The sequence below is a fragment of the Ktedonosporobacter rubrisoli genome (genome assembly GCF_004208415.1).
GTDB lineage: Bacteria > Chloroflexota > Ktedonobacteria > Ktedonobacterales > Ktedonobacteraceae > Ktedonosporobacter > Ktedonosporobacter rubrisoli.
The window spans coordinates 8,147,721-8,171,832 of the sequence record NZ_CP035758.1 but is presented as its reverse complement, the minus strand read 5'-3'; the positions used below and the strand labels follow the sequence as shown (position 1 = coordinate 8,171,832).

Here is a 24,112-nt window from a genome sequence, read left to right as displayed (position 1 = left end):
CCTTGTCTCTCCTGCAACGCATTCGTCATTCCATTACCTCTGCATGTGTTTCCCTGACCTGGACAGTTAAACGTGTGCCGCGCGCTGGCGCACTCTCAATTTGAAAGGTTGCCCCCAGCTGGTTTACACGCTCCTGAATGCCGCGCAGGCCATAGCCATCGGCATGGTCTCCTTCCGTTGCCAGCCAGGAGGCCGCCGCAAAACCTATCCCATCATCGGAGATCACTAGAGATGCCTGCTCCTGAGTGAAGCACAAGCGCACCTCGGCCTTTCGCGCGCGAGCATGCTTTTGAATATTGGTAAGCCCTTCCTGAACTACCCGGTAGAACATGAGCAAGACCTGCTGAGAAAAGTGCTCTTCCTGCCCCTCAAGAGTAAGCTTGACATTCAGGCCGCTCTTGCGATGCTGCTCGACGAGCGTCTCAACTCCACGCACGCAGGAAAATCTCTCTTCGGCGCTCCTCAGTGCGCGAACCGAATGACGCACGTCCTGTAATGCAGACCTGGCAACCTGGCGGGCATCGCTCATGGCTTGCTGTGACTCCTCTGGCGCGACGGTATGGTAAGCCAGGGCTTTCTCCAATTGCAGGGTAATGGCAATGAGTGAGTGACCAAGACTATCATGAATCTCGCGAGCAATGCGATTCCGCTCTTCGAGCGTTGCCAGATCCGCAACCTGGCGGGCGTAGATTTGCAGTTGTCGGCGGGATTCCTGGACCTCCTCCAGTAAAGCCTCAGCCTGCAAGCGGCTGGCCTGCTCGCGCTGCCGGCTCTCCATCTCAAGAGCCACATTACGTATCATGACGACACAGCCAATGCAGGCCAGGACAAAGATATACCCTTCAAGAAATATCGCCAGCAGTCTGTGGTCGGCGCGCGGATCAAGCCAGATTTCCAGCAGATAGAGGACAGAGATCACGCAGACCGTGGCATAAGCCGCTTTTCGGCCAAAGTAGGATAGCGCAAAGAACGGCTGTACCAGGTAGAGAATCAGGGCAAACTCAGGGGCACAGAGGACGGCTATTGCTGAGCAGAGCAGGCGCAAGGCCAGGAGAACCAGAGCGGCGCGGCGTGGTGTTTGCTCCTTTTGGCCGTAACGCCAATACTCGATCCGATCAAGGAATAGAAGGGCCAGAATGGCCGCGCAATACAGAAAGATGCTTAGCCAGAGCGCATGGGCCAGTAACCAGGCAAGCCCGACAATGAGAGCTAGCAGGCAGAGGATTGACGTTCCCAGTGTCGAAGGCGGAAAGATGAAGCTCCAGAAGCGCGAGGATAGCATCCTGTTTTGCAATATTTGCTCTTTCTGCATGGCAATGACCACATGTATCTGCTCTCGATGAAAAAGGGTTCCGTGTCATCTCCTAACCTTAGCACTTAGAAAGAGCATATAGCAAAGTTGGGCAAGGCGCAAGAGGCCAAATGGCCTCTGATAGCGAGCCGATAGATAGAGGTCATCAGGCACTGGCCAATTGATTGCCCTTGCCAACAAAAAAGTCCCTTCGGCTGTAGAAAGAGCTCTTTTCGCACTTTCTTGTCAGGTTTCTCTCACACTATACTGACTAACAAAAATCATGATAATGCTCTCTGATGACTTTGGACAAACCTCCATTCATAACATAGAAAGAGAGAAATAGATGTCTGTGGCCCCCAAATATTCCGCGCGTTACGCAGCCCGTGGAACAGCCTGGATCTGGCTAGCTGTGGCGACATTGGCACTTATCTGTACGCATGGCAACTGGATCATTGCGCTTGCCGGCTGGCTCTATCCCTTCTGTTTGCTGCGTTTTACGCGCAGCCAGCATCCGCTGCTTGGCTTCCTGGTTACAGCGCTTTTGCTGACTGCCTCGGGACTGCTCTTGCTGATCTTCTCGGCGATCCCTTTCTCTGTCCCTTTTGTACTGGTTATCTTCGTGAGCTCCTGTTTCCTGGCTCTCCCTTTCCTATTGGACCGGCTGCTCACGCAGAAATGGTCATCGTGGGTCAGTACGCTCCTGTTTCCTCTGGGCTATGTAGCCGTCTCGTACCTGAAAGGCCTTGCCGATCCGCTGGGCTCGTTGGGCTCACTGGCTTATACGCAATATGGTGATTTGCCTCTCTTGCAACTGCTCTCTATGACCGGAATCAGCGGTATTCTTTTTATCATGACCTGGTTTGCCTCGCTGGGCAACTGGATCATCGAACAAGATTGGGCCTGGCCAAAGATTCGGCGGGGTGTCATGCTCTATATGACGATCCTGGCTCTGATCTTTGTGGGAGGATACGCGCGGCTCCTCTTTTCTTCACAGCCAGCAACAGTGCGGGTGGCAAGTCTGGGCACCTCAGCGCCCCTCTACGCGCGGGCCGCACAGGGACAAAAGCAGGCACTCAAGGATTTAAACGCGCGCCGGGCAACTCCGGCAGAGCTAGCGGCGCTCCGCTCTGGCAGTACACTGCTGCTCAACGATCTGCTCGCCCGCACGCACCACGAGGCGCAGGCAGGCGCGAAAATAGTGCTCTGGCCTGAATGCGGCATCCTGCTTCTACAAGCTGATGAGCAGACTTTTCTTGGCCGGCTTGCCACGGCGGCACATCAGGATAGCCTCTACCTGGATATCGGCGTATGCATTCTCAATGACCAATATCTCCCAAACATGCTGGACCAGTCGATCTTGTTCAATCCGCAGGGGCAGATAAGCTGGCGCTTTGAGAAAGCGCATCCCGTTCCCGGACTTGATAGTGTTGTAGCGGGCAATGGTGTTGTGCCAGTTGTTTCCACGCCCTATGGACGCCTCTCGACAGTGATCTGCTTTGACGAGGACTTTCCCGCACTTCTCCAACAGGCAGGGAGGAGCCAGGCGGCCATTCTGCTTGCGCCTTCCAACGATTGGCAAGAGATTGATCCCTGGCACACAAATGCCATAACGTTCCGCGCAATCGAGGAAGGCTTTTCGCTAGTGCGTGAAACCAATAATGGTCTCTCGGTAGCTATCGATCCTGCTGGACGCACGCTGGCCTCAGTTGACTACTTCCATACCGACCCTCAAAGTATGGTTGCGTTAGTGCCAACTCAAGGTACTGAGACACTCTATGCCCGCGTGGGAGATGCCTTTGCCTGGCTCTGTTGCCTCGTCTGGCTGGCTCTCGGCGCTGGAGCCATAGTCACAAGGAGGAAACGACTCACCACAAAGCCCAATCCAGAGCCAGGTACGGCCTAAGGAGGCTGAGAGGCCGAGCGTGGAATCGTTATCTGAGATCGGCAAAAGTGTCCAGGCTGGCTCGGATAGGCGATTCCACTTGTTTGGAGCAATTTGAGCAAATTGAAATTTCTTAACAAATTTAGTACTCGATTGGACCATCTAAGGCTTCTCTTAGCGTGCTTCCCGCATTGCCAATTTCTCGCGTAAGCCGGTCGAGATATTGCTGTATTCCGTAGACGCGATCTAATAACCTGAAATTCCCATATTTTCTACACAATTCCACGCTCTCTACTGCTACATCAATGCCTTGCCGTATCTCTCCACCTCGCACTAAAACCATAGCACGGGCCGTCTTCATCAGTACATCACGCCTTTGAGCAGACCATGAACTAAAAGCGGCCTCCGCTTTGTCGAGATATTCCATCGCTTGATTAAATTGCCCCAGTAGCCCGTAGCTACGCCCAAACTCTTCATACACAGTTCCCACATTATATTGCCCTCTGGTACTGTTGGAGAGATCGTCCATACTGACCTGGTAAGCTATTTCTTCTGCTTCTTTCATTACTCGGTCAAAGTCAGCTAAACGATGCGCCTTAAAATAGGCTCGCCCAAGCAACTGTAAGCCATTCCCCTTTGCGGCTAGCTCTGCCTGCGGTGTCGTATCTCTCGCGGCCTCCAGATACTCAATGCCTTTCTCAACCATTCCTCCGCGTTGCAACATATCACCCTCATAGGTGAGCGCGATATTGAGCAACGTTTGATCATCGATGATGCGCGCTAACTGCTCCATTTCGTGATAGTGAGAAAAGGGCTGGCTTGTCTCATTGGCTCTTGTGACCTGACTCTTCACATATCCAGTGATGTGCTGTGCCCGCGCCAGCTTTCTTACCAGCGCCGTATCTTCCGTGTGGAGTAAACCAATAATATCTTGCAACAATTGATCTGCCACAGTATTGGCTTCGTAATATCTTGCTGCACGCACTAACTTCCAAATGTGCTCTATCACTTCCTCTATTTGTTCAGCGTCAGGCGACAATGTGAGCGTGTGCGCAACTCCCAAAGCTTCAGGAGAAATATCTAATAGCCTGGCTATACGCTTCAATTCACGAATATCAGTAATTACAGTTTCTCCGCTTAACCAGCGCCATATGGTACGAACATCTACATTCAAGTAATCAGCAAGTGGCTGCTGCTTAAGCTTGTGCTGTTTTTGATACTCAAGCAATACTCTATTGAGTGGCGTCGACATCTGTGGTTTCCTGCGCTCTGCTGGCATATCCTGTCCTTTTCTTTGAACTAGATGCTTGCTGACAAAACGGGCAAAACATGGCCTTCACTTTTCCAACAATTTCAAACACAATATACATATACATATCGTGCATATTATAGTTTAACAAACAAAGATTAGCAATCGCTTGCTATTTATTCTTTCACTGTGAGAGGAGAAATATAGAGGGTAAAATCAATAAAGTGGTAGAGGCTTTACAACACATATATCAGGAATATCAAGCAGCCAGGCGGGGATTTATCGATCTTGCCTGAAGATCATAAGTGTGTCATAGGGCCATCTACCGATGTTGGCCTGTTGGAGCCAGGGAAAAGTCAGGGATTGTGGAGAATGGAGATCGATATAAGCCAGCAAGATACACTTCAGTTACCGTTCAACGATACCTTTCGCGCGTATATGGAGAGGTATCGCCTGACCTGGGTGGCAGTGGCCCGGGCCTCCGGCCTGCGCGTCATGACCGTGTGGCGGATGTGGTCAGACTTACCGGTCCGTACGGAGGATGCCATGCGGGCGCGCATAGGAATCCGGCACCTGACCGGATACGCGTATCCTGGCCCCATTCTTACCTATAGAAAGTTTTGAGAAGCGAGAGGAAAGGGAATTATGCATAGGCAGTTTAAAGATAAGCAGAGAGCAGCTGCACCCGGACAGCAAAAACACACAGAAACTATTTACCTCGTGGTAGACCGACAAGCTGTACATCCTCAAGCCCTTGCGCGCCTGCAAGATCCAGAGCAAGCAGGAATCACATATGAAACGTGGGGAGAGACGCATTGGCGTGTGCAGATCGAGGGCTTCGGCCGCATTCTCTCTAGCGAGGAGGCGCAACATTTTCTGCAAGAGCTTCAAGATGCGCATTCTTTCGGCCTGCTGAAGTCGTTCATCATGCCGCATGTGCTGCTTCTACAAGGACCTGCTGGTCACCTGCTGTATGGAGAGGACTTGCTCTGGAGGCAACGGTCATTTTTAACAGTTGCACCAGAGCAAAGGTGAGAAGTGTCGAGATGCTAATCTATCAAGTAATGGACACGCTTACCACCCTGGCCCAGTTCTTACAAGGCATGCCCTTAGAAGCCTGAATGGCAAAAGGTGCGCCACTTTCAGCAGAGATTGAGCTCACCCATCCGCCATGCTTTTGATCTTCGCCTCGCCTGTTAGCTCTTTCTGAGCTTATACGGGCGAGACAGAAAAAGTAGGGCGAGGCTGCTGGTAATACCAGGCTCTTACATCCTTGTCAGCCGAATAACCGGGAAGATACGAGGCGTGGCTTTCTGCACCCCATCTATCTCCGGCTCTTGTTTCAAGTAGCTGGCAAAGAGACGATCACGCTCCTCTCCTTCTGGAATCGTCGCACGAGCTTTGAAACGTTCCGTGTCCACTTCAAGCTCGACCTCGGGATGAGCCAGGATATTGTAGTACCAATCGGGATTGGTCAGCGCACCGCCTTTAGAGCCAACAATGACAAAGGCATCGCCATCTTTTATATAGCACAGGGGATTGACACGCGGCTGTTGGCTCTTTGCGCCAATGGTATGCAGCAAAAGCAGATTGTGACTGGTAAAATCACCACCGACCTTACCACCATTGGAACGAAAATCCTCGATGATAGGAGGATTCAGCTCTTCCATCTGCTTTTTAAACGCTGCTCTATCATTCACATCGTAACTGCTCCTGTCAGTGGCATCTCGATCTTTGCGCTCATGAGGTTTATCCATATATTTTATCTCCTTATAGCCGTATGTATATGAGAAAGACAGGGGATAGCCTGAAACAAATCGACATTTTTCTATGTCAATAGCAATGCATAGAAGCCTGCACGTCGCTAGATAGTCGTATCTATGCTTGCTTCTCCCTGCTCTTCCACTTGACTATAAACGTTATACTGATGTTATGTCCAATATATATTTATTCTTGCGGCAAGAGCTTTTATGCATAACGAACGGGTAGAACTGCGTCACTTACGCTCCTTTATTGCCGTTGCTCAAGAACTTCACTTCAGCCGAGCAGCCAAGAAGTTACACATAGCTCAGCCGGCCTTAAGTCAGCAGATTCTCCAACTAGAGCAAATCCTTGGGGCACGCCTCTTCGAGCGCACCCACCATATGGTGCGGCTGACAAATGTGGGTCAGTTATTTTTGAAAGATGCCTTGCAGATTCTTGAGCAAGTAGATCTCTCCCTCTTACGGGTGCAGCAGGCCCAAAACGGCCAGCGAGGACGGCTGGATATTGGCTTTGTCAATGCCGAAATCGCGACAGCAAATATTATCCCAGAAGTCTTGACCATCTATTGCCAACGCTTTCCGGCAGTCGAGGTACAGCTCAAGGAGATGTATCTGCAGGAGCAACTGCAGGCTCTGAAGAAACAGCAGATACAGGTAGGCTTTGCGGCGGCTTTCCAGGATCTTCCAGGCGAGCTTGACGCAGAGGTGCTGCAACACGTTCCATATGTTGCGGCATTCTCATCACGACATCGTTTTGCACGCCAGCAATCCATCTCGCTCTCCGCTCTTATTGAGGAACCATTCTTTTTTTGTCCACGTCAATCTGATAGTGGAGTTCTCTACGAACGGATCGCGCAGATCTGCGGCGTGAATCCACGTGTAATCCAGGAAGTCTCAAACATCCATATTATGCTTGGTCTGATAGCAGCGAATCTCGGCGTCTCCCTTGTTGCCGCCTCAGCGACGACGCTCCCCTTCCCAGGAGTTATGTATCGCCCACTGTCTGACATTAATCATAATATAGCCTTCAGGACTGTACTCCTCTGGCAGCGGGACGACCTCTCTCCCCTCCTGCGGGAATTTCTCATCGTGGCCCGGGAGGTATTTGCGCAACGAAAAAAGACATTGCCCAGCTTTGAGGTGTGGGAAACTTCCGCAGGAGATATCAGGAAGGAAGGGGGCTTTTCACAATCCCTTTGAGAAAAGCTTCCGGTCCTTAATACGCGCGAAGGCATCTCTGCAGTTTTCTTTCCCATTCCCGCGCCAACAAAGGGCAAAGAATGCACTACTGAGCTGCGCTAAACCACGCCGAGTCGAGAAATCAGTAACCTAGCGTCCGATCAATGGCCGAACCATTGATAGCGTTGATGGTTAAAAAGCTATCCATACTGTGATCGATCAGCATCGGGTTACTGGGAGGAGGGCCACCGGTGCCGTAGAAATCCCAGACGGGGATCATCGTATAGGTGTTGGCTTGATCCTTGTTCTGGACCCGCATCATGCCCAAAGTGATGCGATTGATCGTAAAGGTAGTCTTCCCCTTGCTGGCATCACTTTGGGCATAGCGGATAAAGAACTGCTCTTTAGCCCTGTTCATTGCCTCCTGAAACGGGAGGATCTGGGCGTTGGAAGAAATGGTCCCAGTAGCCTGCATCGGAGATTTCCAGGAAAACTCAATCACGCCAGCATCATTTATCAGCATGAACAATCGCTCATAGGGATAGGTGGGGTGATAGGCATTCTGGTCAGGATCGGCCAAATCAACTGTCGTGGGGACACCATCAACGGAACGGGTAAACCACATACCATACGCTTGCTTCATGCTATTGGGGTTGTCACTGGGCGAGAGCGGGATTGCGGTTCCTACCTGGACCTGGGAGAGCTTGAGATCACTAGCCCCCACCGCTTGTAATGTATGTTGCGCCAAAGCTTTGGCCTGATCCAGCGATATGCTCATCCCGCGGGCCTGGCCCGTCTGCTCAGTGTAATTGTAGAGATCGGTGACGCCATGGCTCGCAAAGCTTACATCACACTCAGTGGCAGAATCTGACGCATTGGCTTCCAGAATCATATCATAGCCTTTGCCAGAATCTGCATAGACAGAGAGCACATTTCCATGAAATCCAGGCAGAGTTCCGTGTTGCCCCTGAAGATCACTCTCATCAATGCGCTGAAACTTTCCTGTCGCTGGCACCCCTTGCTCTGTTGCTGGAGCATTGGCTTTCCCCAACTTCTGCTCCAATGCTGAGAAGTCAGCTTTACTTTTAGACAAAAGTTCTAAGCCGACTGGGACTAATGATGGTAGGGTGGTTATTTCTTTGTTTCCCTGAGTACCCGGCATTTGTAATGCCTGCAGAAGCGTGGTCAACTTTTGAGAATTCGTTTTGATCCAATTATCAATATTAAACGCGTATAATTGCTTTCCTGGCATGAGGGTATTGATAATTTTGGTGACCGTATCCTGAGAAAAACAGGTTGGTCGTGTTGTAATCACCGGAATCTTTGAGGTTTGAGGCAGTTGCACCGGCCCATTGACGTTGAGAGTGACGGCTCCCTGCGTCTGCTTGAACAGCAGAGTCTGAGGCACGCCTTGCAACAGATTGGTGTTCTGTATGTTATTCTTTACCATCGTATTGATGTTCTGCTGCTTTCCCACCACTGGAGGAGTCGTCGGCGTGCTCTGGCAGGCCGCCAGCGATCCGCTGACGGTGAGCAGCAGCGCCAGCATGAGGAGCTTTGTACCCGGTCCGCGCCGGAACCAGACGAGCTTCTCGTGCATCTGTTTATGCAGAGCCTCTTGTTTCATTATTTTTCTCCTATCTCCAGGCATAAAAATCCCTTTGGCTCATAAGCGACATTGAGACAAGGACCCGCTATCTTTGCTTGCTAGCAGCTCTCTCAACGTCAAGCTAGAGTTTAGCGGGATTTTGCAGCAGATAGGTACACAAGTTGTATCCAGGTTGTAAAATTTTTTCTCAGTTTGTGTGCAAATGCAATAGAGAGGGAAACAGGCTTCCCAAAGGGCCAGGCATCAGCTGTTTTGTACCTTCATACTCATCGCAAAATCTACAAAAGAGTCGCTTTTTTCCACAGACAATTGCATGAGCAGGGCTGTATCATTAAATTTCCATACAGCCGTTTGAAGCTGAGATAAATTGCGTTCGTCAAGGAAAAGCAGGTGCCCAGGCATATTCATCTCCCTGGCTATAGCTTCAGCGGTGTTCGCCAGGTCAACCGTCGCGGCGGCGTTCGTCACATCTATACGTATGGCAAGAAACATCCCTGTTTGAGCGTCTAACGAGATAGTCATTTTCCGCATGCTAAGCTGGCTGGATTGAGGCAAGAAGCCAATATCCCAATATTGTAGCGCCGGATTTTTATTGCTATCAAGGATGGTTCTCTGTTCTGCATACACGGTATATGCCTTTGGAAACTGCTCAAGAGGCATAAGCATGCCCTTATGCCAAAGAGTGGTTATTTGCTGAACGCAGGTATTGACCGCAGCTTTCATATCTATGCTGCCGTTGATAGGCTCTTTGGAGAGAACACTGTCAGCAACACCATCCTCATACCACTGCACCCTTTTGCTCATCTGGGCCACCGATACAGCTGATGGGGTTGGCATTGCATGCGCGGCAGAAACATTCTGTGGCTGGGAAAGAGAGAAGCCTTTACTTATAATAGAGGGGGAACGCAGAATACTATCTTCTGCTCTGCTGAGCAACACGCCAGGCATGAGCATACTACCTGTCACCAGGAGGCTGACCACAAAGGCTACGACACTATACCAGAAGATCCTATGCTTCATCCTCATACTCCTCTTGCGCATGACAATATGGCAAGCTAATGCTAACGCTGGTACCAACGCCCGGGCAGCTCACAAATTGCAGCGTGGTATGGTGCAAAGTCGCAATTTTACTTGCAATGCTCAACCCCAGCCCTGCGCCGTTCTGAACTCTGGAGCGGGACTTATCAACCATATAAAAAGCCTCGGTAATCCTGCCCAATTCTTCTTGCGGTATGCCTCGTCCATGATCAGTCACTGTAAAGGTGTACTGCTCACCATCGTGACTTCCACGCAGCTCCACAATGCTACCAGCACTTGACGCTTTGCGCGCATTGTCCATAAGGTTGAGCAGCAGCGTCTTCATGAGGTCCGGCTCAACCGCCACCCAGCCTTTGTGCGCCGACGCCTTGATGGTCACATCACTGCCCACAAAGGAAGGTGTCGCGGCCCGCAGAATGTATCTTAGCAACTCCTCGGCTGCAACTGGCGCAAGGGTGAAGTCCTGCCTTTCCATAACTACAAGCTTCAACATTTTGAGTGAAAGCGCTTCGAGACGATTAGCTTCGTTGTAGATATAGTTGGCAGCCTTGAAGAGCGTCTCCGGGTTCAACTGGCGAGAGCGCAGCATATCAGCATAACCGACGATGGAAGTCATCGGCGTCTTAAGTTCATGGGTGAAATTGGCGATAAAATCATCTTTGATATGGGAAGACTGCTCTAACGCATTGATCTTCTCCTCTACTGAGGCAGCCATCAGATTAAAACTTTGTGCCAGTTCTCCGATTTCGTCGGATGTGCGGATCTCTACCCGCCTCTTGTAGTCCCCGGCGGCAATCCTATGGCTGATCTGAGTAAGCTGGCGCACAGGACGAGTAAGCAGCCATGAGATCAAAAAAGCCAGCACCGCGCTCATCAGGATATTGATCCCCTGATAGAAGATAAACGTTTGTATCTGAGCATCTCTTTGCGCAAATATCTCGCTGATATCCTGGCTATAGCTGAGGTACATCTTCTCGGAGCCATAGACCAACAATCCAGTCACAAAAAGAGTATAGGTCTTCCCTATATGCGTAAAGGCATACATCACTTGTCCGGCACGCAATCCAATCATTTTCGTACTATCCGGCGCTTGCTTTCCCGCGTCAGGATAGATCTCTTTAGCACGGCTGTTATAGACAATAATGGCTCTTCCCCCATGCCCGCTCAGTTGCAGGCCGATGGCAATACCCTGTGCGGCAGTACGAACTGTATCGTCAGTCAAACCCTGTCCCTGCAACTCTTGTGTGACCAGCGCTGATTCGAACACATACTGCAGCGAGAGATGTTCATCTACGGCAAGACTCACCTCCCTGTCCCTGGCGGCAGTAAAATTTGAGGAGATCAGCATGTAACCACCAGTAGCAAAGGAAAGCGCGACAGCGACCACGATACAGATAAATATTTTGAAGGAGAACCGCATCCTTATACTTCCAATCGATAGCCAACTTTGTACACGGTCCTGATTTTGTCTTCCCAACCCAGCTTGCGACGAAGCCGCTGAATATGCAAATCCAGCGTGCGCGTATTTCCCATAAAGTCTGAATCCCATACTCGCTCAAACAGTGTCTCACGGAAGAGCGCAATATTCTTATTGCGCACAAGCATGACTAGCAATTCGTACTCTTTCAGGGTCAGCTCAACCGGTACCCCGCCCTTCGTGACTAAGCGCGAAGCGGTATTGATCTCCAGATCCTCTACCACCAATACCCGCTGATCCTTATTGTAGCGCCGGAGGATCGCTTCGATTCTGGCCATAAGCTCAACAATGGAAAAGGGTTTAACGATATAATCATCGGCCCCCAACTTCAACCCCTTCACTTTATCGGTAAGCGAGCTTCTGGCCGTGATAATGATCACAGGTATACCCAGCGGGCGAATATATTCAAGAAGTTCAAATCCATTCTCATCGGGCAACATAATATCTAGCAAGACAAGATCAAAGCTATCGCGCTCCAGCAGATCGGCGGCAGCCAGGCCATCAAAGACGCAGGAGCAGATAAATCCTATATCATGTAAATTCATGCGAATCAAATCATTGATCGCGATGTCGTCTTCAGCAATAAGTACTTTCATAACTATCTATCCTTCGCGCAAAGCGTGTATCGCGGCTCAATACTGCTATAAATGTGGTTTTCAGCTGTATATACCATCTCATTATGTACCATAGTTGTAACAAAGTTGTATATATACTGATTTTGCAGAAAAATTTCTTAAATATTACAACTCCGATACAACTTCTATGCAGCCCTGAGGCAAAATCCCTCTATTGTTTTGAAGAAACAAATGAAACAGAAAAGGCTCCCAATGTTCTATACCATTCGTTCCGATATTCAACGTGCCGTTCTCTCCAGGGGGTTTCGCATTGGCGCGCTTGCCCTGGCAGTTGTGATCATACTGGCTTGCACAGAAAATCTTTACAAAATGTTTGCGAATGGCCCTCAATTACCGCCGGGCTATCATGTTGGGATCATCACGAATGCGCTGTCATCGGATATGGTCACGTTCGCCACACCTATTATTTGCGCACTTCCCTTTACGCCAGCCTTTGTGGATGATATGCAGAGCGGCTTTATCAAACAGTTTTTGCCGCGCTGCGGGATCAATGCCTATATTCTGGGGAAGCTGATTGCCTGTGCCATTTCAGGCGGGCTTGTGCTATTTAGCGGCATACTTCTGGCCTATGTTCTCTCCACACTCGGGCTCACAGTCCTTGAAGATCCCTTCGATGGAGGAATTATCGCTACCTATTCCGGTATAATCCTTGCAAAGGCTGCGCTGTACCTGTGTTCTGGCATGCTCTGGTCGCTGGTAGGTTTTACCCTGGCAAGCATAACAAAGAGCCGCTATATGGCCTACGCTGCCCCTTTTGTCTTTTACTACATCCTTATCATTCTTCATGAACGCTACTTTGCTGCATGGTACTATCTCTATCCTAAAGAATGGCTGAATCCTTCCCATGTCTGGATGTTGGGAAACTGGGGACTGATCCTGCTGCAGTCGGCATTCATGCTTGGCTTCGGCATCATATTTGCCATCTTCGCAAAAAGGAAACTCGGCAATGGCTAGCATCAGAAAAATTGTCCTCGTGGCTACATATAATTTCCACGGGTGGTATAAAAATCCACGCATTCTTATCACCTTCTCCCTGGCCTTCATTCTATGCTTTTTGCTCACCAATAAGGTGCTCAAGTTTGCTGATAGCTATCACACAAGTATGCAACTTGTCGAAGCATTTGTCTGGACGTTTAGTGATAGCAATTCTATTTTGCTTTCCTCGCTTCTCTTGGTGCTGCTGTTTGCAGACATCCCTTTTCTTAACGCAGGCGTGCCTTTTTATCTAGTACGCATTGACCGAAAAACATGGCTGCTGGGCCAGGCGCTGTACATCATCCTGGCAACCAGTGCATATCTTGCCTTTATCCTGGGGGCAACTATGCTGCTCTGCCAGAATGATGCCTTTGTTGGCAATATCTGGAGTGAGACAGCGGCGATCCTTGGCTATTCCGCTTCAGGGCAGGCCACAGGACTCTCCGTGACCGTGAAAACGTTGGAGATGTCCACACCCTATGCCTGTATGGGAACGATCTTTGCCTTGATGCTCCTCTACACGCTGCTGATTGCCTTTCTTATGCTTGTGCTCAATCTGCTCAAGGGGCAAATCTGGAGCGTGGCGGGAGTTTTCATCTTCAGCCTGTACGGCTTCCTGCTCAACCCACAGCTCTTTAAGACCTTGCTCAATTTGCCAGATGAGCTGATGTATAAAGCCAATGTGATTGTGGGCTGGCTCTCTCCACTCAACCAGGCCACCTACGGCATGCACAACTTTGGCTATGATCTCCTGCCGCGTATCTGGCAAAGCTGCGCGATTTTTGTTGTGTTAATCCTTCTCTGCTACGGCATAGCCTTCTATGCCACACGGACCTATAATTTTCATTTCATTGGAACAGAGAGCTAAGAATATGAATATCGCCATTCACATAGATCACGTAAGCAAAGATTTCGGACTTGAACACGTTCTCCATGATATCTGCCACGACTTTGAGGAAGGCAAAATTCATGGAATCGTTGGCAATAACGGGAGCGGCAAAACAGTGCTGATGAAGTGTATCTGCGGATTCCAGCTCCCCACAAAGGGCAAGGTGTTCGTTCACAATAAGCAGATTGGCAAAGATGTAGACTTCCCGGAAAGTCTGGGCCTGATCATCGAAACTCCTGGCTTCCTACCAGGGCTGACGGGGAAGAAAAATTTGCAGATATTGGCCTCTCTGCGCGGAAAGATTCGTGACGCGAGCATTTGTGAGGCCCTGAAACTGGTGGGACTGGACCCCAAGCTGAAAAAAACCGTGAATAAATACTCGCTTGGCATGCGCCAACGCCTGGGAATCGCCCAGGCAATCATGGAAGACCCTTGCCTGCTGGTTTTAGATGAGCCATTTAATGGGCTGGATAAACAAGGTGTTCTACAGATGCGAGAGCTGATCCTGAGTCTGCGGGATCAAGGAAAGACGATCCTTCTCGCCAGCCACAATGCCCAGGATATTGAAGTGCTTTGTGATACGGTCTGCGAAATGGATGCGGGAGTTTTGACGCAGTTGCCCAGGGCCACTGCCAATTCCTCTGCGCCGGATCTTCCCCTAGCCAGCGTTGAGGGAGGCTTCCGGCCCGACCACTAACAAAAGGAGCTGCGCATCAAGGCCTTGCTTCTCGCTTGCAAGCCAGAAGTGCCTTAACTTTACAGAAGCGCTAGAGAACATGCCGGCATTTATGTTCGCTGGTCCAAGACAAAAGACTTCCTGGACCATTGTTTCCTCACTTTTTAATTATCTCCCGCTGAGATTCATATTTTCAGCAGATAACTTACAGTGAGAATACCACCTTGTGCTTTGCCCATAGGTACAACACTGTAACTGATAACACTGCCTGCTAGTAGCATCCAACAAACACTATAGATTCTTCATAAATTCTTCGGGAGTCACGTCAGCTTGGCGCAAAATTCCCCGTAGTGTACCAATAGCAAGTTCTTTATGCAGAGGTACAACACAGCCTGACTCGCTACCTGCAATCTGTTTCTTTAATATAACATGACTACCACGCTGCCTAACCGGTGTAAAGCCCAAACGCTTTAGTACACTAATTGCTTCTTCTCCTGAAACCCGACGTAGTTTAGGCGGCATACGTTGCCTCAAAAGTAGTCAGTAACGTTCGCCCATTCTCAGGCAAAGGAAATTCTTCGAGATAGAGCTCAGTTGCCTCTTTCAGATTCGCCACAGCTTCCTCAACTGTGTGGCCCTGACTCACTGTACCTACTTCTGGGCATTCGGCGACATACAAATCTTCATCCTTATGAAGTACAGCGGTAAAGGTTCGTACCTTCATATCTTCACCTCCTGAGATTTACTATACCAACAGAACTATAAACTTTCAAGATAGAGGTACACAATCGCCACAAAATTACCCCTCGCGCCGCTTCTCCAGCCATTGCTTAATGCTGGCCTCCTTGCCCTGGTAGCCCGGCTCATAGTAGCGCCGCTGACGCAGATTGTCGGGCAAGTACGCTTGAAGCTGCTGGGCTGGCGGCCTCTCGGGATCTTCGATGCGCATCTCTTTGTAATATTCGTGCGCATACTTATACTCCTTGCCGTAATCGAGCTCCTGCATGAGCTTTGTCGGCGCATTGCGCAGTTGCAAAGGCACGGGATCATTACGCGTCTTCTGCACATCTTCCTGCACCTGGCTATAGGCTGCGTAGAGCGCGTTGCTCTTGGGTGCTGTGGCCAGGTGGACCACGGCCTGTGCCAGGGCCAGATTGCCCTCGGGTAGACCCACAAAATGCAGGGCCTGCTGAGCTGCCACGCAAACAACGAGGGCCTGGGGATCGGCCATACCGATATCTTCAGAAGCAAAGCGGATCAAGCGGCGCACAATATACAGCGGGTCCTCGCCGGCCTCCAGCATGCGGCCCAGCCAATATAGGCCAGCATCCGGATCGGAGCCGCGCAGGGACTTATGCAGCGCCGAGATCATATCATAGTGTTGGTCTCCGCTCTTGTCATATTGCAAGGCCCGGTGCTGCATCACCTCCTCGACAGTGCTCAGCGTCACATTAGCCGTTCCTGGCCCCTCGCCGGCGCTCCGACTGCTCTGGACGGCCAGTTCCAGCACATTCAAGGCAGTACGCGCATCCCCATTGGCATAGAGCGCGATCTGCTGCAAGGCCTCATCCGAGATCGCAATCTGTAATTCGCCAAGCCCACGCTCCTTATCGGCCAGGGCCCGGCGCAGAATTACCAGCGTTTGCTCCTCGCTTAGAGCCTTCAAGACGAAGACGCGCGCCCGCGAGAGCAGAGCCGAATTTACCTCGAAGCTAGGATTCTCCGTCGTAGCGCCGATCAGCGTTACCAAACCTTGCTCCACATGTGGCAGGACCGCATCCTGTTGCGCCTTATTAAAGCGATGGATCTCATCGATAAAGAGCAAAGTGTGCTTTTTAGCCTGTCGATAGCGCCGCGCCTCCTCCATCACCTTGCGCAGATCGGCCACCCCGGCCGAGACCGCGCTTAATCTCACGAAACGCGCATGCGTATGGAGCGCGATCACCTCGGCTAGCGTCGTCTTCCCGCTGCCCGGAGGTCCCCAGAAAATCATTGACGAGATATGATCAGCCTCGATACTGCGACGCAAGATACGCCCAGGCCCCAACAAATGCTCCTGCCCGACAACCTCATCCAGGCCGCGCGGCCGCATACGCGAAGCCAGCGGCTCGCCAGGCTGCGAACCCTGCGTCACCTTCGGCGGGGCCGGCGACTGGCTCTCATCCGGCTCAAAGAGAGAACCCTGATTGATCATAAAAATCCTTTCTGGAGACGCTCAACATAGCCTCTAGCGCTTGACGGCAAGGACAATCCCAGTTGACCAGTTAAGCTTTAAAACGCGCAGCCCCGGCATGGCCTCAAGCTTCTCGATCAAAGCTCTGACTTTCACCTGGCGCTCTTCATCTCCCCCTCGGGAGCTGGGCGCATGTCATCGACGACATAGATCCCGCCTTTTTTCAGCAAAGCCAGCGCTTCATCAAGCAGATAGAACTTGCCAGGATAGCAATCGGCAAAAATCAGATCGAAAGAGGAAGCCGGCTGCGCCTGCACAAACTCGGCCACATCCACTAAGAGGAACTTCACGCGCGTATCGGCTCCCAGATATTTGCGCGCAATCGCTACAGTCTCCTCATTCTGATCCAGCGTAAGTAATCTGGCACTTGCATCCATTCCATCCAGCAGCCAGGCAGTCCCCATGCCAGTGCCAGTCCCCAGCTCCAAAAGTGTGCCACCGGGCTTGCTAGCGGCCAGCGTGCGCAGGAGAGCCTCGGTCTGTGGATGTGAGGCTCGCTTAAAGCCTAAACGCTGCGTCTCTGCGGCAATACCTTCTGTGGCTACTGGTGGCCGGCTGTGGGCTGCATCTAACATCGCTACCTCCTTAATATAGTACGCCTATTCGAATCTCTTCTCTGTGGGAACAGTATAGCCCAAGATCGCTGAACATGTACAGGGCCAGCGTTCTGCGCGCCAGAACTGCTCTAACTCTCCCTGCCTATGCTCCCATTTCAGAGAGAAAAGAACGTGGCAAAACCTTACATAAAGCCAGCCCTCACCCAGGAAGTACCATCGGCAATAGAGAGATATTCCTATGTAGTTTTGCCACCTGGAGCCGCAGGCATAACCTCATCAAGCATAGCTAACCATGTCTATAAGAAAAACTTAGCAGGCCGAACACCTATAATTTAGAAGTTTTTGGCCGCCCACTTTTTATACTTCACTTATCCGACTTCATGCTGTATACTTGAATTGCCCGTCAAAGGTAGGAAGTCATATATACATATAGCCAGGGAAGGGAAGTATGGTAAGGAAGAAATTACTTGTTGGACAATATATTGAGGATTGCAAAGCCGAGCTTGACGAAATATTAGAGCATGTGGACAGGGCAAGTGCAGCGCAGGGCTATCCAAATAATTTGAACTCGTTAGAAGTACAACAAGCTGCCGATAAGTTGTTGAAAGCACGCTATTGTGAAGTTATGCTAGAGAGAGGCGAGAACTACCTCTGGACAATGAGCGCTTGCTGGAAAACTGGAGAGTTTCGCCGCACAGAATCCGTTATGCAGCGGGCCGAATGTGCCGCCCTCACACTCCCCCGTAGCTGTATCTGGATCGAGCCAGAGCAGGCGCTAGCAACTCCAGGAGGCCAGATAAGCGCCTTCGTTTTTTTTCCATGGGGCGATAAGAGCGCGCTGAGCGAGGCCTTAAGGCGCATCCATACCGAATATGGACCTCTACATCAGGCCCTTAAACAAGCAGCTCAGAAGATTAGCAAGGCACGCCACCGCTGGCAACTCCTGGCCATCAAGCCGGAGTCAGCAGCTCCCTGGACCCTCCTCTATAGCCATAACCCGATCACGCAACGCGGACTCTGGTCCTCTTCGAGCAGCCATCTCTGCCATCATGCTATCAATGATATTCTCGCTAAGCGCATACCATCAGTCTACGGAGGCCTCTGCGCCCAATGTCAAAGCCGCTTAACCTTTTATGCCACCTGGCTTGAGTCGGCCCTGGCGCTTTTGTCTGCCTTCCAGCAGAAATGGGAACAGCAGGAACCAGAGATTGTCTGTGAGCCGTTCACGCAAAGCTTTGCCGATCCGATTTTAGAGCAGCCGCAGCAGGAGCCAGACATGCATTGCTACTATATTATGCGCTGATCTCCTTCTGCTCTAGCAGACAAGAACCGGTGGGGCAGAGGCTAAAAGAAGCCTCCTGCTCCGCCTCCGGTACTGCTGCCGCCGCCACTTGAAGAGCTACCGCCGCTCGAATTATCGCTTGAGTGATAGTAGCGATGGCGATAGGGGTCCGGCCTCTGCTTAAAGAAGCCAAGGCGAATAGATGCGATTATGCCGCCCAGCACAGCCAGGCCTATAATCACTTTGCCGACTATGCCCCAGATATTATCGCTCTCATTGGCGGCAAGCGTCTGCTGCAAAAAGTGCAGGGTAGCGATCAGCGCAGCGTTATAGTCGTCCTGATGCATGGCAGCAGCGAACGTCTTTATCGCCTTCCTGGCATCCTCATCCGAGAATAACACCTGATCGCCGCTTTTAATAGAAACGTAGCGATCTTTGACATCAATCCCGATCACAATGCCCTTCTCTCGCTCCGTGCCGAGATCCTCCAGATGCCCTTGCACATTCATGTCAAAGGCTCTGCTCACCCCAAATACTTCTACCATACTGTCCACATACGCCGGCACCGTATAGATAAAAAGTGGTCGGCCCAGCCTGGCAGCTTCAGTCTGCACGCGCGCTACATTCAGCACACTTGCCTGATCTTGCACCGTCACGCTGCTGGCCCGCCCGGTCTGTACACTAGTAAATAGCAGCAATAAGGCCAGCCCCAGCGCCAAAAACACAGATTGCTTGCTCATTTCTCGATAAAGTTTCATTATGCAGTGCCCCCCTTTTATAAGATAGAACGAGGAAGGCTTCGTGCAATGAAATCGGGACAGCACCCTCTTAAGCCTGGTCGATCCCCACAAGGCAAGAGCCGCCAGTCGGTTTCCGGCGGCTCTCAGCAAGCGCTTAAGAGAGAAACTGTAACGAGTCGAGGACAGGTTTGATATACGTATTCAGGATGGTATTATGCCCTTTATCAGGCATAAAATAGACAATTTTATAATATTGCTTATTATGCTGAGTAGCAAGAATCGCAAAGTCATAGGCAACTTTAGCATAATCCTCGAAGGTACCGTTTTGCTGCGACCAGGTAGTCCCTGCGACAATCGGCTGTGACGCCGAATTCGGAGTTGGCTGCAAATTATTCATCCCGTGCGCAACGCTCATCAGCGCTATGCCTTCCTGATTTACCTCATCCGCGTTCGTAATAGTAGCGGAAGCCGCATCAAGGATACGGGTAAGCATAAAGGCGGTTTGTGGATCCTGGGGTGAGCTAAGCAGCAGCGAAACGTTTGTAGAGCTCTGGCTCACACCGTCAGTCTTCCAGTTATCAGGATATTGTAGGGCCATATTTAAGGTGGCCTCAGACACATGCTTAAAAGAGGGGCTGGGCTTGCCGTTGTTCTTAACGGCAGCGTGCGTATTTTGGGGAAGCAGAAAAGCCAGGGGCTGAGCCGGATTGAGCGACCAGGCTACGGCTCCGCTGCCACAGCCAATCGCCAGCGCCCCCACAACGCTAAGCAGGCGGAGGGCTGTGCGGCGTGTCATGTTTCCCAGAACTCGCTCAGCTTCCGGCTCACCAATAGCGGGACGACGAGGTGTCAAAGCCACAACAGGCGTAGGAATAGAGGCTCTACCTTCCTGCCCAGACCTTCCCAAAATTACTGGAGTAACTGCAGAATGCGGGCCTGAAGAGGACAAACCGGGTTGAGAAGGCGGGCCTGAAGGAGGAGTTCTGACAGGTTGCTGTGAACCAGGAACAGGCGGCATCTCGCCCGAGGTAGCTGATTGCGATCCAGGTGGAACGGGTATCACAAATGGAGGGCTACCTGGCTCCGTACTATGATAGGCCTCTTCAAGGGCAAAAGCAAAATCCTGTACGCGCGCAAAACGGGCCCGAGGATCTTTCGCCAGCGTCTTCATGATAACCTGTTCCACAGCGGCAGGAACATCGGCGCGCCTCTCGCGCAATGGTGGGGCCGGCATCAAATTATGCTGCATAGCGACCTCGGCTGCAGTTCCCTTGAAAGGCCTCCCACCCGCCAGCCATTCGTAGGCTGTAATGCCCAGCGCATACTGATCGCTGGCAAAGCGTGGGCGGCCCTGGATCTGTTCGGGAGCCATATAATGAATCGTACCTGACATCATTTCCACGCGCTGCGAGAGAGTGCTATGCGCAATAACCGCGATACCAAAATCACTTAGCAAGATATCCTGTCTCTTGCTCACAAGCATATTTTCAGGCTTCACATCGCGATGAATCAATTGCTGATCATGGGCATATTGAAGCGCGCTGCTCACCTGCTTTACATAGGTCAAGACCTGCTGTAAAGGCAAGATTGTACCTCTGGGATAGCGTCTATGTAGAGGACCATTGGGGGCATAGTCCATCACAAGGAAAGGGATATCTTCCTCGACATCAAAATCAAGCACCCTCACGATATGTGGATGTACCAACCTGGCAATTATCTGGGCCTCACGCTGAAACTGCTCCTTATCTTCTTGCGCTAGATGCGCATAGAGAACCTTAATCGCCGCCTGCGTCCCGAGTCGAATATGTTGGCCCAGATAGACTTCCGCGAAACCGCCGCGCCCCAGAAGACGAATAAGACGATAGTTGCCAAATCTTTGTCCAATACGATCACTCACCGGCCATCTCCTTATAGCCAGATTCTATGGCTAGTGTAAGCAAGTTATAAGTTCAAGTTTATCTCTGCAGTCCTCACTCAAGCCCATCTTTACCCCACAGTGCCCTTGATAAAAGAGACTAGAAAAGTTTATGATATTTAAAATCTCCTGGCTTGTTGAATCTCCAGAAACAGCTTCAGTACAGTAAAGACCGCCAGCGAGACCCTACACAGCCCCTCTCGGTATAGGATCTCGCTGAGTGGCCGGCGCGCCAGAAAGTGCGGGCCCATCCCTCAGGAGAGAAATTGTAATGAATTGAGCATGGGATGATAATATTTCTTGGTGGCTTCGTCAAGAACGATGTCAGGCGCAATATAATAAATGCTGTAATAATCCTTACCATGCTGCACCGAGAGAAAGGTCACAGTGATCTTGAGGCCAGGCTGATCAACGTATGATGCGCTCTGTTGGGACCAGCTAGAGCCGGCAATGGTGGGCTTAGGGGCAGCGGGCGGCGTATTTTGTAGGCCAGGCGCTCCCTGGGAGGCCAGCGTCGCTATATGATCCTGATTCAGCGTATCCGCGTCCTTAATATCAGTGGAGAGCCCGTCAGCATAGCGATAAACCAGAAAACTGATTCCGGGCAATTGCTGAGGAGTAAAGGCAACTCTCGTCAACCCGAGGCTCTTTTCTGGAGCATGCATTGTCCAATCGGAAGGATAATTCAAAGAGATGTTAAGCTCGGGAACACGGGCCTGTTTAAAAGACGCGGGCGCCGGCAAGGCTTCTTGAGTAGTAGCAGTGCTCGGAGTTGCGGTCGGCGCTCTAGATGCAGTTGGAGTTGGCTTCACGTTGGCGGCAACTGGAGCCGGCTGATGAGATTGCCACCACCAGGCCAGAGCCCCCGCGCCACTCCCAACCACAAGGGCCCCCACAATGCTGAGCCCTTGCAAAGCTGTGCGCCGCGAAAGCAGTTTGCGCGAAGTCGCGGCCACTGCCGCCGCAGGCTCTTCAGGCTTGCTCACAAATGGCACGGCTTCACTTCCAGTAGCAGGCAAACTTGCATTCTCCTGCCCCACGGGCTCGCCATTTGCCAGCGTTTCGGAGACAGGCAGGGCTACATTCTGCAGGCCGCTGGCCCGCTCAAGCGCGGCTGCAAAGCGCTGGATGCTTCTAAAGCGCTGCCAGGGATCTTTGGCCAGCGCCTTCATCACTGCCTGCTCTATAGCTTCTGGGATCTCGGCCCGCTTACTGCGTAGCGGCTCAGGCTCGGCCTGGCTATGCTGCATCATTACTTCTTCCGGCGTGCCAACAAAAGGCAGCTCGCCGCAGAGCCATTCATAGATAGTAATCGCCAGACCATATTGATCGCTCGCCGAGTGCAGCTTGCCTTGAAGCTGCTCGGGAGCCATATAATATACTGCGCTACTGCTCACCTCGCCCTGGCCAGCGTCCCCTGCATCCTGGCTCGCCTCTTCAGCTAATGCTGGCTGTTGCTCGCCTGCCCCTACAAAAGGTGCCTGAATCAAGAAAGCCTGCCCAAAATCGCTAAGCTGAAGAGCACGCCCCTCGCCAACCAGCATATTTTCCGGCCTTACATCCCCATGAATAACATCATGATCATGAGCATACTGCAAAGCGCTGGCAACCTGCTTCACATAGGCCAGCACCAGCGGCAAGCTCACAACGCTGCCTCGCTGATGAAGCCTACGTAGCGAGCCTCCAGATACATAATCCATAGCCAGAAATGGGGCAGCATTCTCCCATTCGAAATCTAGCACCCGCAGGATATTAGGATGAATGAGACCAGCAACTGGCTGCATCTCTCGTTGAAAGCGTTCCATCTGCTCCGTCTGGAGAGGAGAGGCCCATACTTTAATAGCCGCCTGGGTTCTGAGCCTTACATGCTGGGCTAAATAAACACTAGCGGTTTTGCTCTGCCCCACCAGACGAAGGAGGCGATAATTCCCCAGTTGTTGCCCTGTTAGATCGCTCACGGCAGCCTCCTGATAAAGCATGCACAAGGCAATGCTATATGAAAATGCCAGACACGCGTATTATGGCACAGTAAGTTTTCAACCAGCTTTGGTTATTGCTATTGTAGATGCTACCAAACCCGCCCGTCAAGTCGCTATCCATGCCTTTATTCAGCTCATCAATAAGCTGAGCATATACAAGCTTTTTCATGTATCGCGTCAGACAAACGCAGCTAAGGCCTGGAATACGCAGAGCAGACCAGCGGTACGGTCCCTGAAATATCGTTGGCGAACCACGCAGATATGCCTGAAGAAAAAGAGGAGCGACAAGGGCATGTCGGGCACCATTTCTCGCTCCACTTTGGAGAAAGCTAACTATCTACACATCAAGCTTTGTGCGCTCCGGGCGGAAAGCCGGCATACACAAAGACCAGTACTCGCACTCGCTATCCTGCCGAGCGTTGCTATAAGTTACCCGCGTCCCGCGCTCCACCAGGCACGATTCGCCAGGACCGACCTCTATCTTTTGCGCATCGGCCTCGATAGCCAGCGTGCCCCGCACAACGATGACCAGCTCATCAAAATCAGCGAGCTGCGCCGGTTCACGCCAGGCGGCCGGCGCAGTCATATGGGCCAGGCTGAAATTATCCTGCCCGCTATGCAGCACGCCAAAATGCTCATCAATAATCTTCCCATCCTCGCGCGGGAAGATGCTGCCATGCTCTACTTTACGCAACATAGACTCCTACTTTCAGCTCCTCAAAAAGCTAACAAACACCATC

General features: G+C 51.3%; 23 protein-coding genes. 8 read left to right on the top strand and 15 right to left on the bottom strand.

Features of this window, described 5'->3' with window-relative positions; genetic code table 11:
- Positions 1–25: 25 nt before the first annotated feature.
- On the bottom strand, positions 26–1,324 hold the full coding sequence (locus tag EPA93_RS35395; protein WP_129892034.1) for a sensor histidine kinase: 1,299 nt from the start codon (positions 1,322–1,324) through the stop codon (positions 26–28).
- 313 nt (positions 1,325–1,637) lie between these two features.
- On the opposite strand from EPA93_RS35395, the gene EPA93_RS35390 reads away from it, so the two are divergent.
- Positions 1,638–3,197, top strand: coding sequence for a nitrilase-related carbon-nitrogen hydrolase (locus tag EPA93_RS35390; protein WP_129892033.1), 1,560 nt, complete (start codon positions 1,638–1,640; stop codon positions 3,195–3,197).
- A 121-nt stretch (positions 3,198–3,318) separates the two neighbouring features.
- On the opposite strand, the gene EPA93_RS35385 is transcribed toward EPA93_RS35390, so the two are convergent.
- Positions 3,319–4,428, bottom strand: a complete 1,110-nt coding sequence (locus tag EPA93_RS35385) for a helix-turn-helix transcriptional regulator (RefSeq protein ID WP_165423612.1) — start codon at positions 4,426–4,428, stop codon at positions 3,319–3,321.
- 285 nt (positions 4,429–4,713) lie between these two features.
- Between EPA93_RS35385 and EPA93_RS35380 the strand changes: the two genes are divergently transcribed.
- On the top strand, positions 4,714–5,049 hold the full coding sequence (locus EPA93_RS35380) for a hypothetical protein (RefSeq protein ID WP_129892031.1): 336 nt from the start codon (positions 4,714–4,716) through the stop codon (positions 5,047–5,049).
- A 21-nt stretch (positions 5,050–5,070) separates the two neighbouring features.
- Complete coding sequence (locus tag EPA93_RS35375; protein ID WP_129892030.1) at positions 5,071–5,460, top strand: hypothetical protein; 390 nt, start codon at positions 5,071–5,073, stop codon at positions 5,458–5,460.
- A 230-nt stretch (positions 5,461–5,690) separates the two neighbouring features.
- Here the strand turns inward: EPA93_RS35375 and EPA93_RS35370 are convergent, their stop codons facing one another.
- Complete coding sequence (locus EPA93_RS35370; protein ID WP_242527209.1) at positions 5,691–6,182, bottom strand: nitroreductase family deazaflavin-dependent oxidoreductase; 492 nt, start codon at positions 6,180–6,182, stop codon at positions 5,691–5,693.
- Between the two features lie 213 nt (positions 6,183–6,395).
- Between EPA93_RS35370 and EPA93_RS35365 the strand changes: the two genes are divergently transcribed.
- Positions 6,396–7,388: a LysR substrate-binding domain-containing protein gene (locus tag EPA93_RS35365; RefSeq protein WP_129892029.1), complete on the top strand. Its 993-nt coding sequence runs from the start codon at positions 6,396–6,398 to the stop codon at positions 7,386–7,388.
- Between the two features lie 121 nt (positions 7,389–7,509).
- Here EPA93_RS35365 and EPA93_RS35360 read toward each other — a convergent pair whose 3' ends face one another.
- The 4 genes from EPA93_RS35360 to EPA93_RS35345 all read right to left on the bottom strand — a co-directional run bounded on the left by EPA93_RS35360 (position 7,510) and on the right by EPA93_RS35345 (position 12,087).
- Positions 7,510–8,994 carry a DUF6034 family protein gene (locus EPA93_RS35360; protein ID WP_129892028.1) on the bottom strand — a complete coding sequence of 495 codons (1,485 nt, stop codon included), beginning with the start codon at positions 8,992–8,994 and terminating at the stop codon, positions 7,510–7,512.
- A 225-nt stretch (positions 8,995–9,219) separates the two neighbouring features.
- Entirely contained in the window at positions 9,220–9,996 is a 777-nt protein-coding gene (locus tag EPA93_RS35355) for a hypothetical protein (protein WP_129892027.1), read from the bottom strand.
- On the bottom strand, positions 9,986–11,434 hold the full coding sequence (locus tag EPA93_RS35350) for a sensor histidine kinase (RefSeq protein WP_129892026.1): 1,449 nt from the start codon (positions 11,432–11,434) through the stop codon (positions 9,986–9,988). Before EPA93_RS35350 ends, EPA93_RS35355 begins: the two co-directional genes overlap by 11 nt.
- Positions 11,435–11,436: 2 nt before the next feature.
- The gene (locus EPA93_RS35345) at positions 11,437–12,087 is read right to left on the bottom strand and encodes a response regulator transcription factor (RefSeq protein WP_129892025.1); all 651 of its coding nucleotides are present in this window, start codon (positions 12,085–12,087) and stop codon (positions 11,437–11,439) included.
- A gap of 231 nt (positions 12,088–12,318) precedes the next feature.
- Here EPA93_RS35345 and EPA93_RS35340 point away from each other — a divergent pair, with 231 nt between their 5' ends.
- Genes EPA93_RS35340 through EPA93_RS35330 form a run of 3 tightly spaced genes read left to right on the top strand, consistent with a single transcriptional unit; the run spans position 12,319 to position 14,687 of the window.
- On the top strand, positions 12,319–13,080 hold the full coding sequence (locus tag EPA93_RS35340) for a hypothetical protein (protein ID WP_129892024.1): 762 nt from the start codon (positions 12,319–12,321) through the stop codon (positions 13,078–13,080).
- The gene (locus tag EPA93_RS35335; RefSeq protein WP_129892023.1) at positions 13,073–13,969 is read left to right on the top strand and encodes a hypothetical protein; all 897 of its coding nucleotides are present in this window, start codon (positions 13,073–13,075) and stop codon (positions 13,967–13,969) included. Before EPA93_RS35340 ends, EPA93_RS35335 begins: the two co-directional genes overlap by 8 nt.
- Positions 13,970–13,973: 4 nt before the next feature.
- Complete coding sequence (locus EPA93_RS35330) at positions 13,974–14,687, top strand: ATP-binding cassette domain-containing protein (protein ID WP_129892022.1); 714 nt, start codon at positions 13,974–13,976, stop codon at positions 14,685–14,687.
- Positions 14,688–14,957: 270 nt separating this feature from the next.
- Here the strand turns inward: EPA93_RS35330 and EPA93_RS51135 are convergent, their stop codons facing one another.
- The 4 genes from EPA93_RS51135 to EPA93_RS35310 all read right to left on the bottom strand — a co-directional run bounded on the left by EPA93_RS51135 (position 14,958) and on the right by EPA93_RS35310 (position 17,474).
- Positions 14,958–15,188, bottom strand: a complete 231-nt coding sequence (locus EPA93_RS51135) for a type II toxin-antitoxin system HicA family toxin (RefSeq protein ID WP_129892021.1) — start codon at positions 15,186–15,188, stop codon at positions 14,958–14,960.
- On the bottom strand, positions 15,178–15,390 hold the full coding sequence (locus EPA93_RS35320) for a type II toxin-antitoxin system HicB family antitoxin (RefSeq protein ID WP_129892020.1): 213 nt from the start codon (positions 15,388–15,390) through the stop codon (positions 15,178–15,180). The genes EPA93_RS51135 and EPA93_RS35320 overlap by 11 nt, the downstream gene beginning before the upstream one ends.
- A 75-nt stretch (positions 15,391–15,465) precedes the next feature.
- Positions 15,466–16,860 carry a replication-associated recombination protein A gene (locus EPA93_RS35315; RefSeq protein ID WP_129892019.1) on the bottom strand — a complete coding sequence of 465 codons (1,395 nt, stop codon included), beginning with the start codon at positions 16,858–16,860 and terminating at the stop codon, positions 15,466–15,468.
- A gap of 131 nt (positions 16,861–16,991) precedes the next feature.
- Positions 16,992–17,474, bottom strand: a complete 483-nt coding sequence (locus EPA93_RS35310; protein WP_129892018.1) for an O-methyltransferase — start codon at positions 17,472–17,474, stop codon at positions 16,992–16,994.
- 430 nt (positions 17,475–17,904) lie between these two features.
- On the opposite strand from EPA93_RS35310, the gene EPA93_RS35305 reads away from it, so the two are divergent.
- Positions 17,905–18,759, top strand: a complete 855-nt coding sequence (locus tag EPA93_RS35305) for a hypothetical protein (RefSeq protein WP_129892017.1) — start codon at positions 17,905–17,907, stop codon at positions 18,757–18,759.
- A 41-nt stretch (positions 18,760–18,800) separates the two neighbouring features.
- On the opposite strand, the gene EPA93_RS35300 is transcribed toward EPA93_RS35305, so the two are convergent.
- The 4 genes from EPA93_RS35300 to EPA93_RS35285 form a co-directional block, all read right to left on the bottom strand.
- A complete protein-coding gene (locus EPA93_RS35300; protein WP_129892016.1) occupies positions 18,801–19,496 on the bottom strand; it encodes a TPM domain-containing protein in 696 nt (231 codons plus the stop codon).
- 136 nt (positions 19,497–19,632) lie between these two features.
- A complete protein-coding gene (locus EPA93_RS35295) occupies positions 19,633–21,375 on the bottom strand; it encodes a serine/threonine protein kinase (RefSeq protein ID WP_165423611.1) in 1,743 nt (580 codons plus the stop codon).
- A 272-nt stretch (positions 21,376–21,647) separates the two neighbouring features.
- On the bottom strand, positions 21,648–23,351 hold the full coding sequence (locus tag EPA93_RS35290) for a serine/threonine protein kinase (RefSeq protein WP_165423610.1): 1,704 nt from the start codon (positions 23,349–23,351) through the stop codon (positions 21,648–21,650).
- A gap of 358 nt (positions 23,352–23,709) precedes the next feature.
- The gene (locus EPA93_RS35285) at positions 23,710–24,069 is read right to left on the bottom strand and encodes a cupin domain-containing protein (RefSeq protein WP_129892013.1); all 360 of its coding nucleotides are present in this window, start codon (positions 24,067–24,069) and stop codon (positions 23,710–23,712) included.
- Positions 24,070–24,112: the final 43 nt, after the last annotated feature.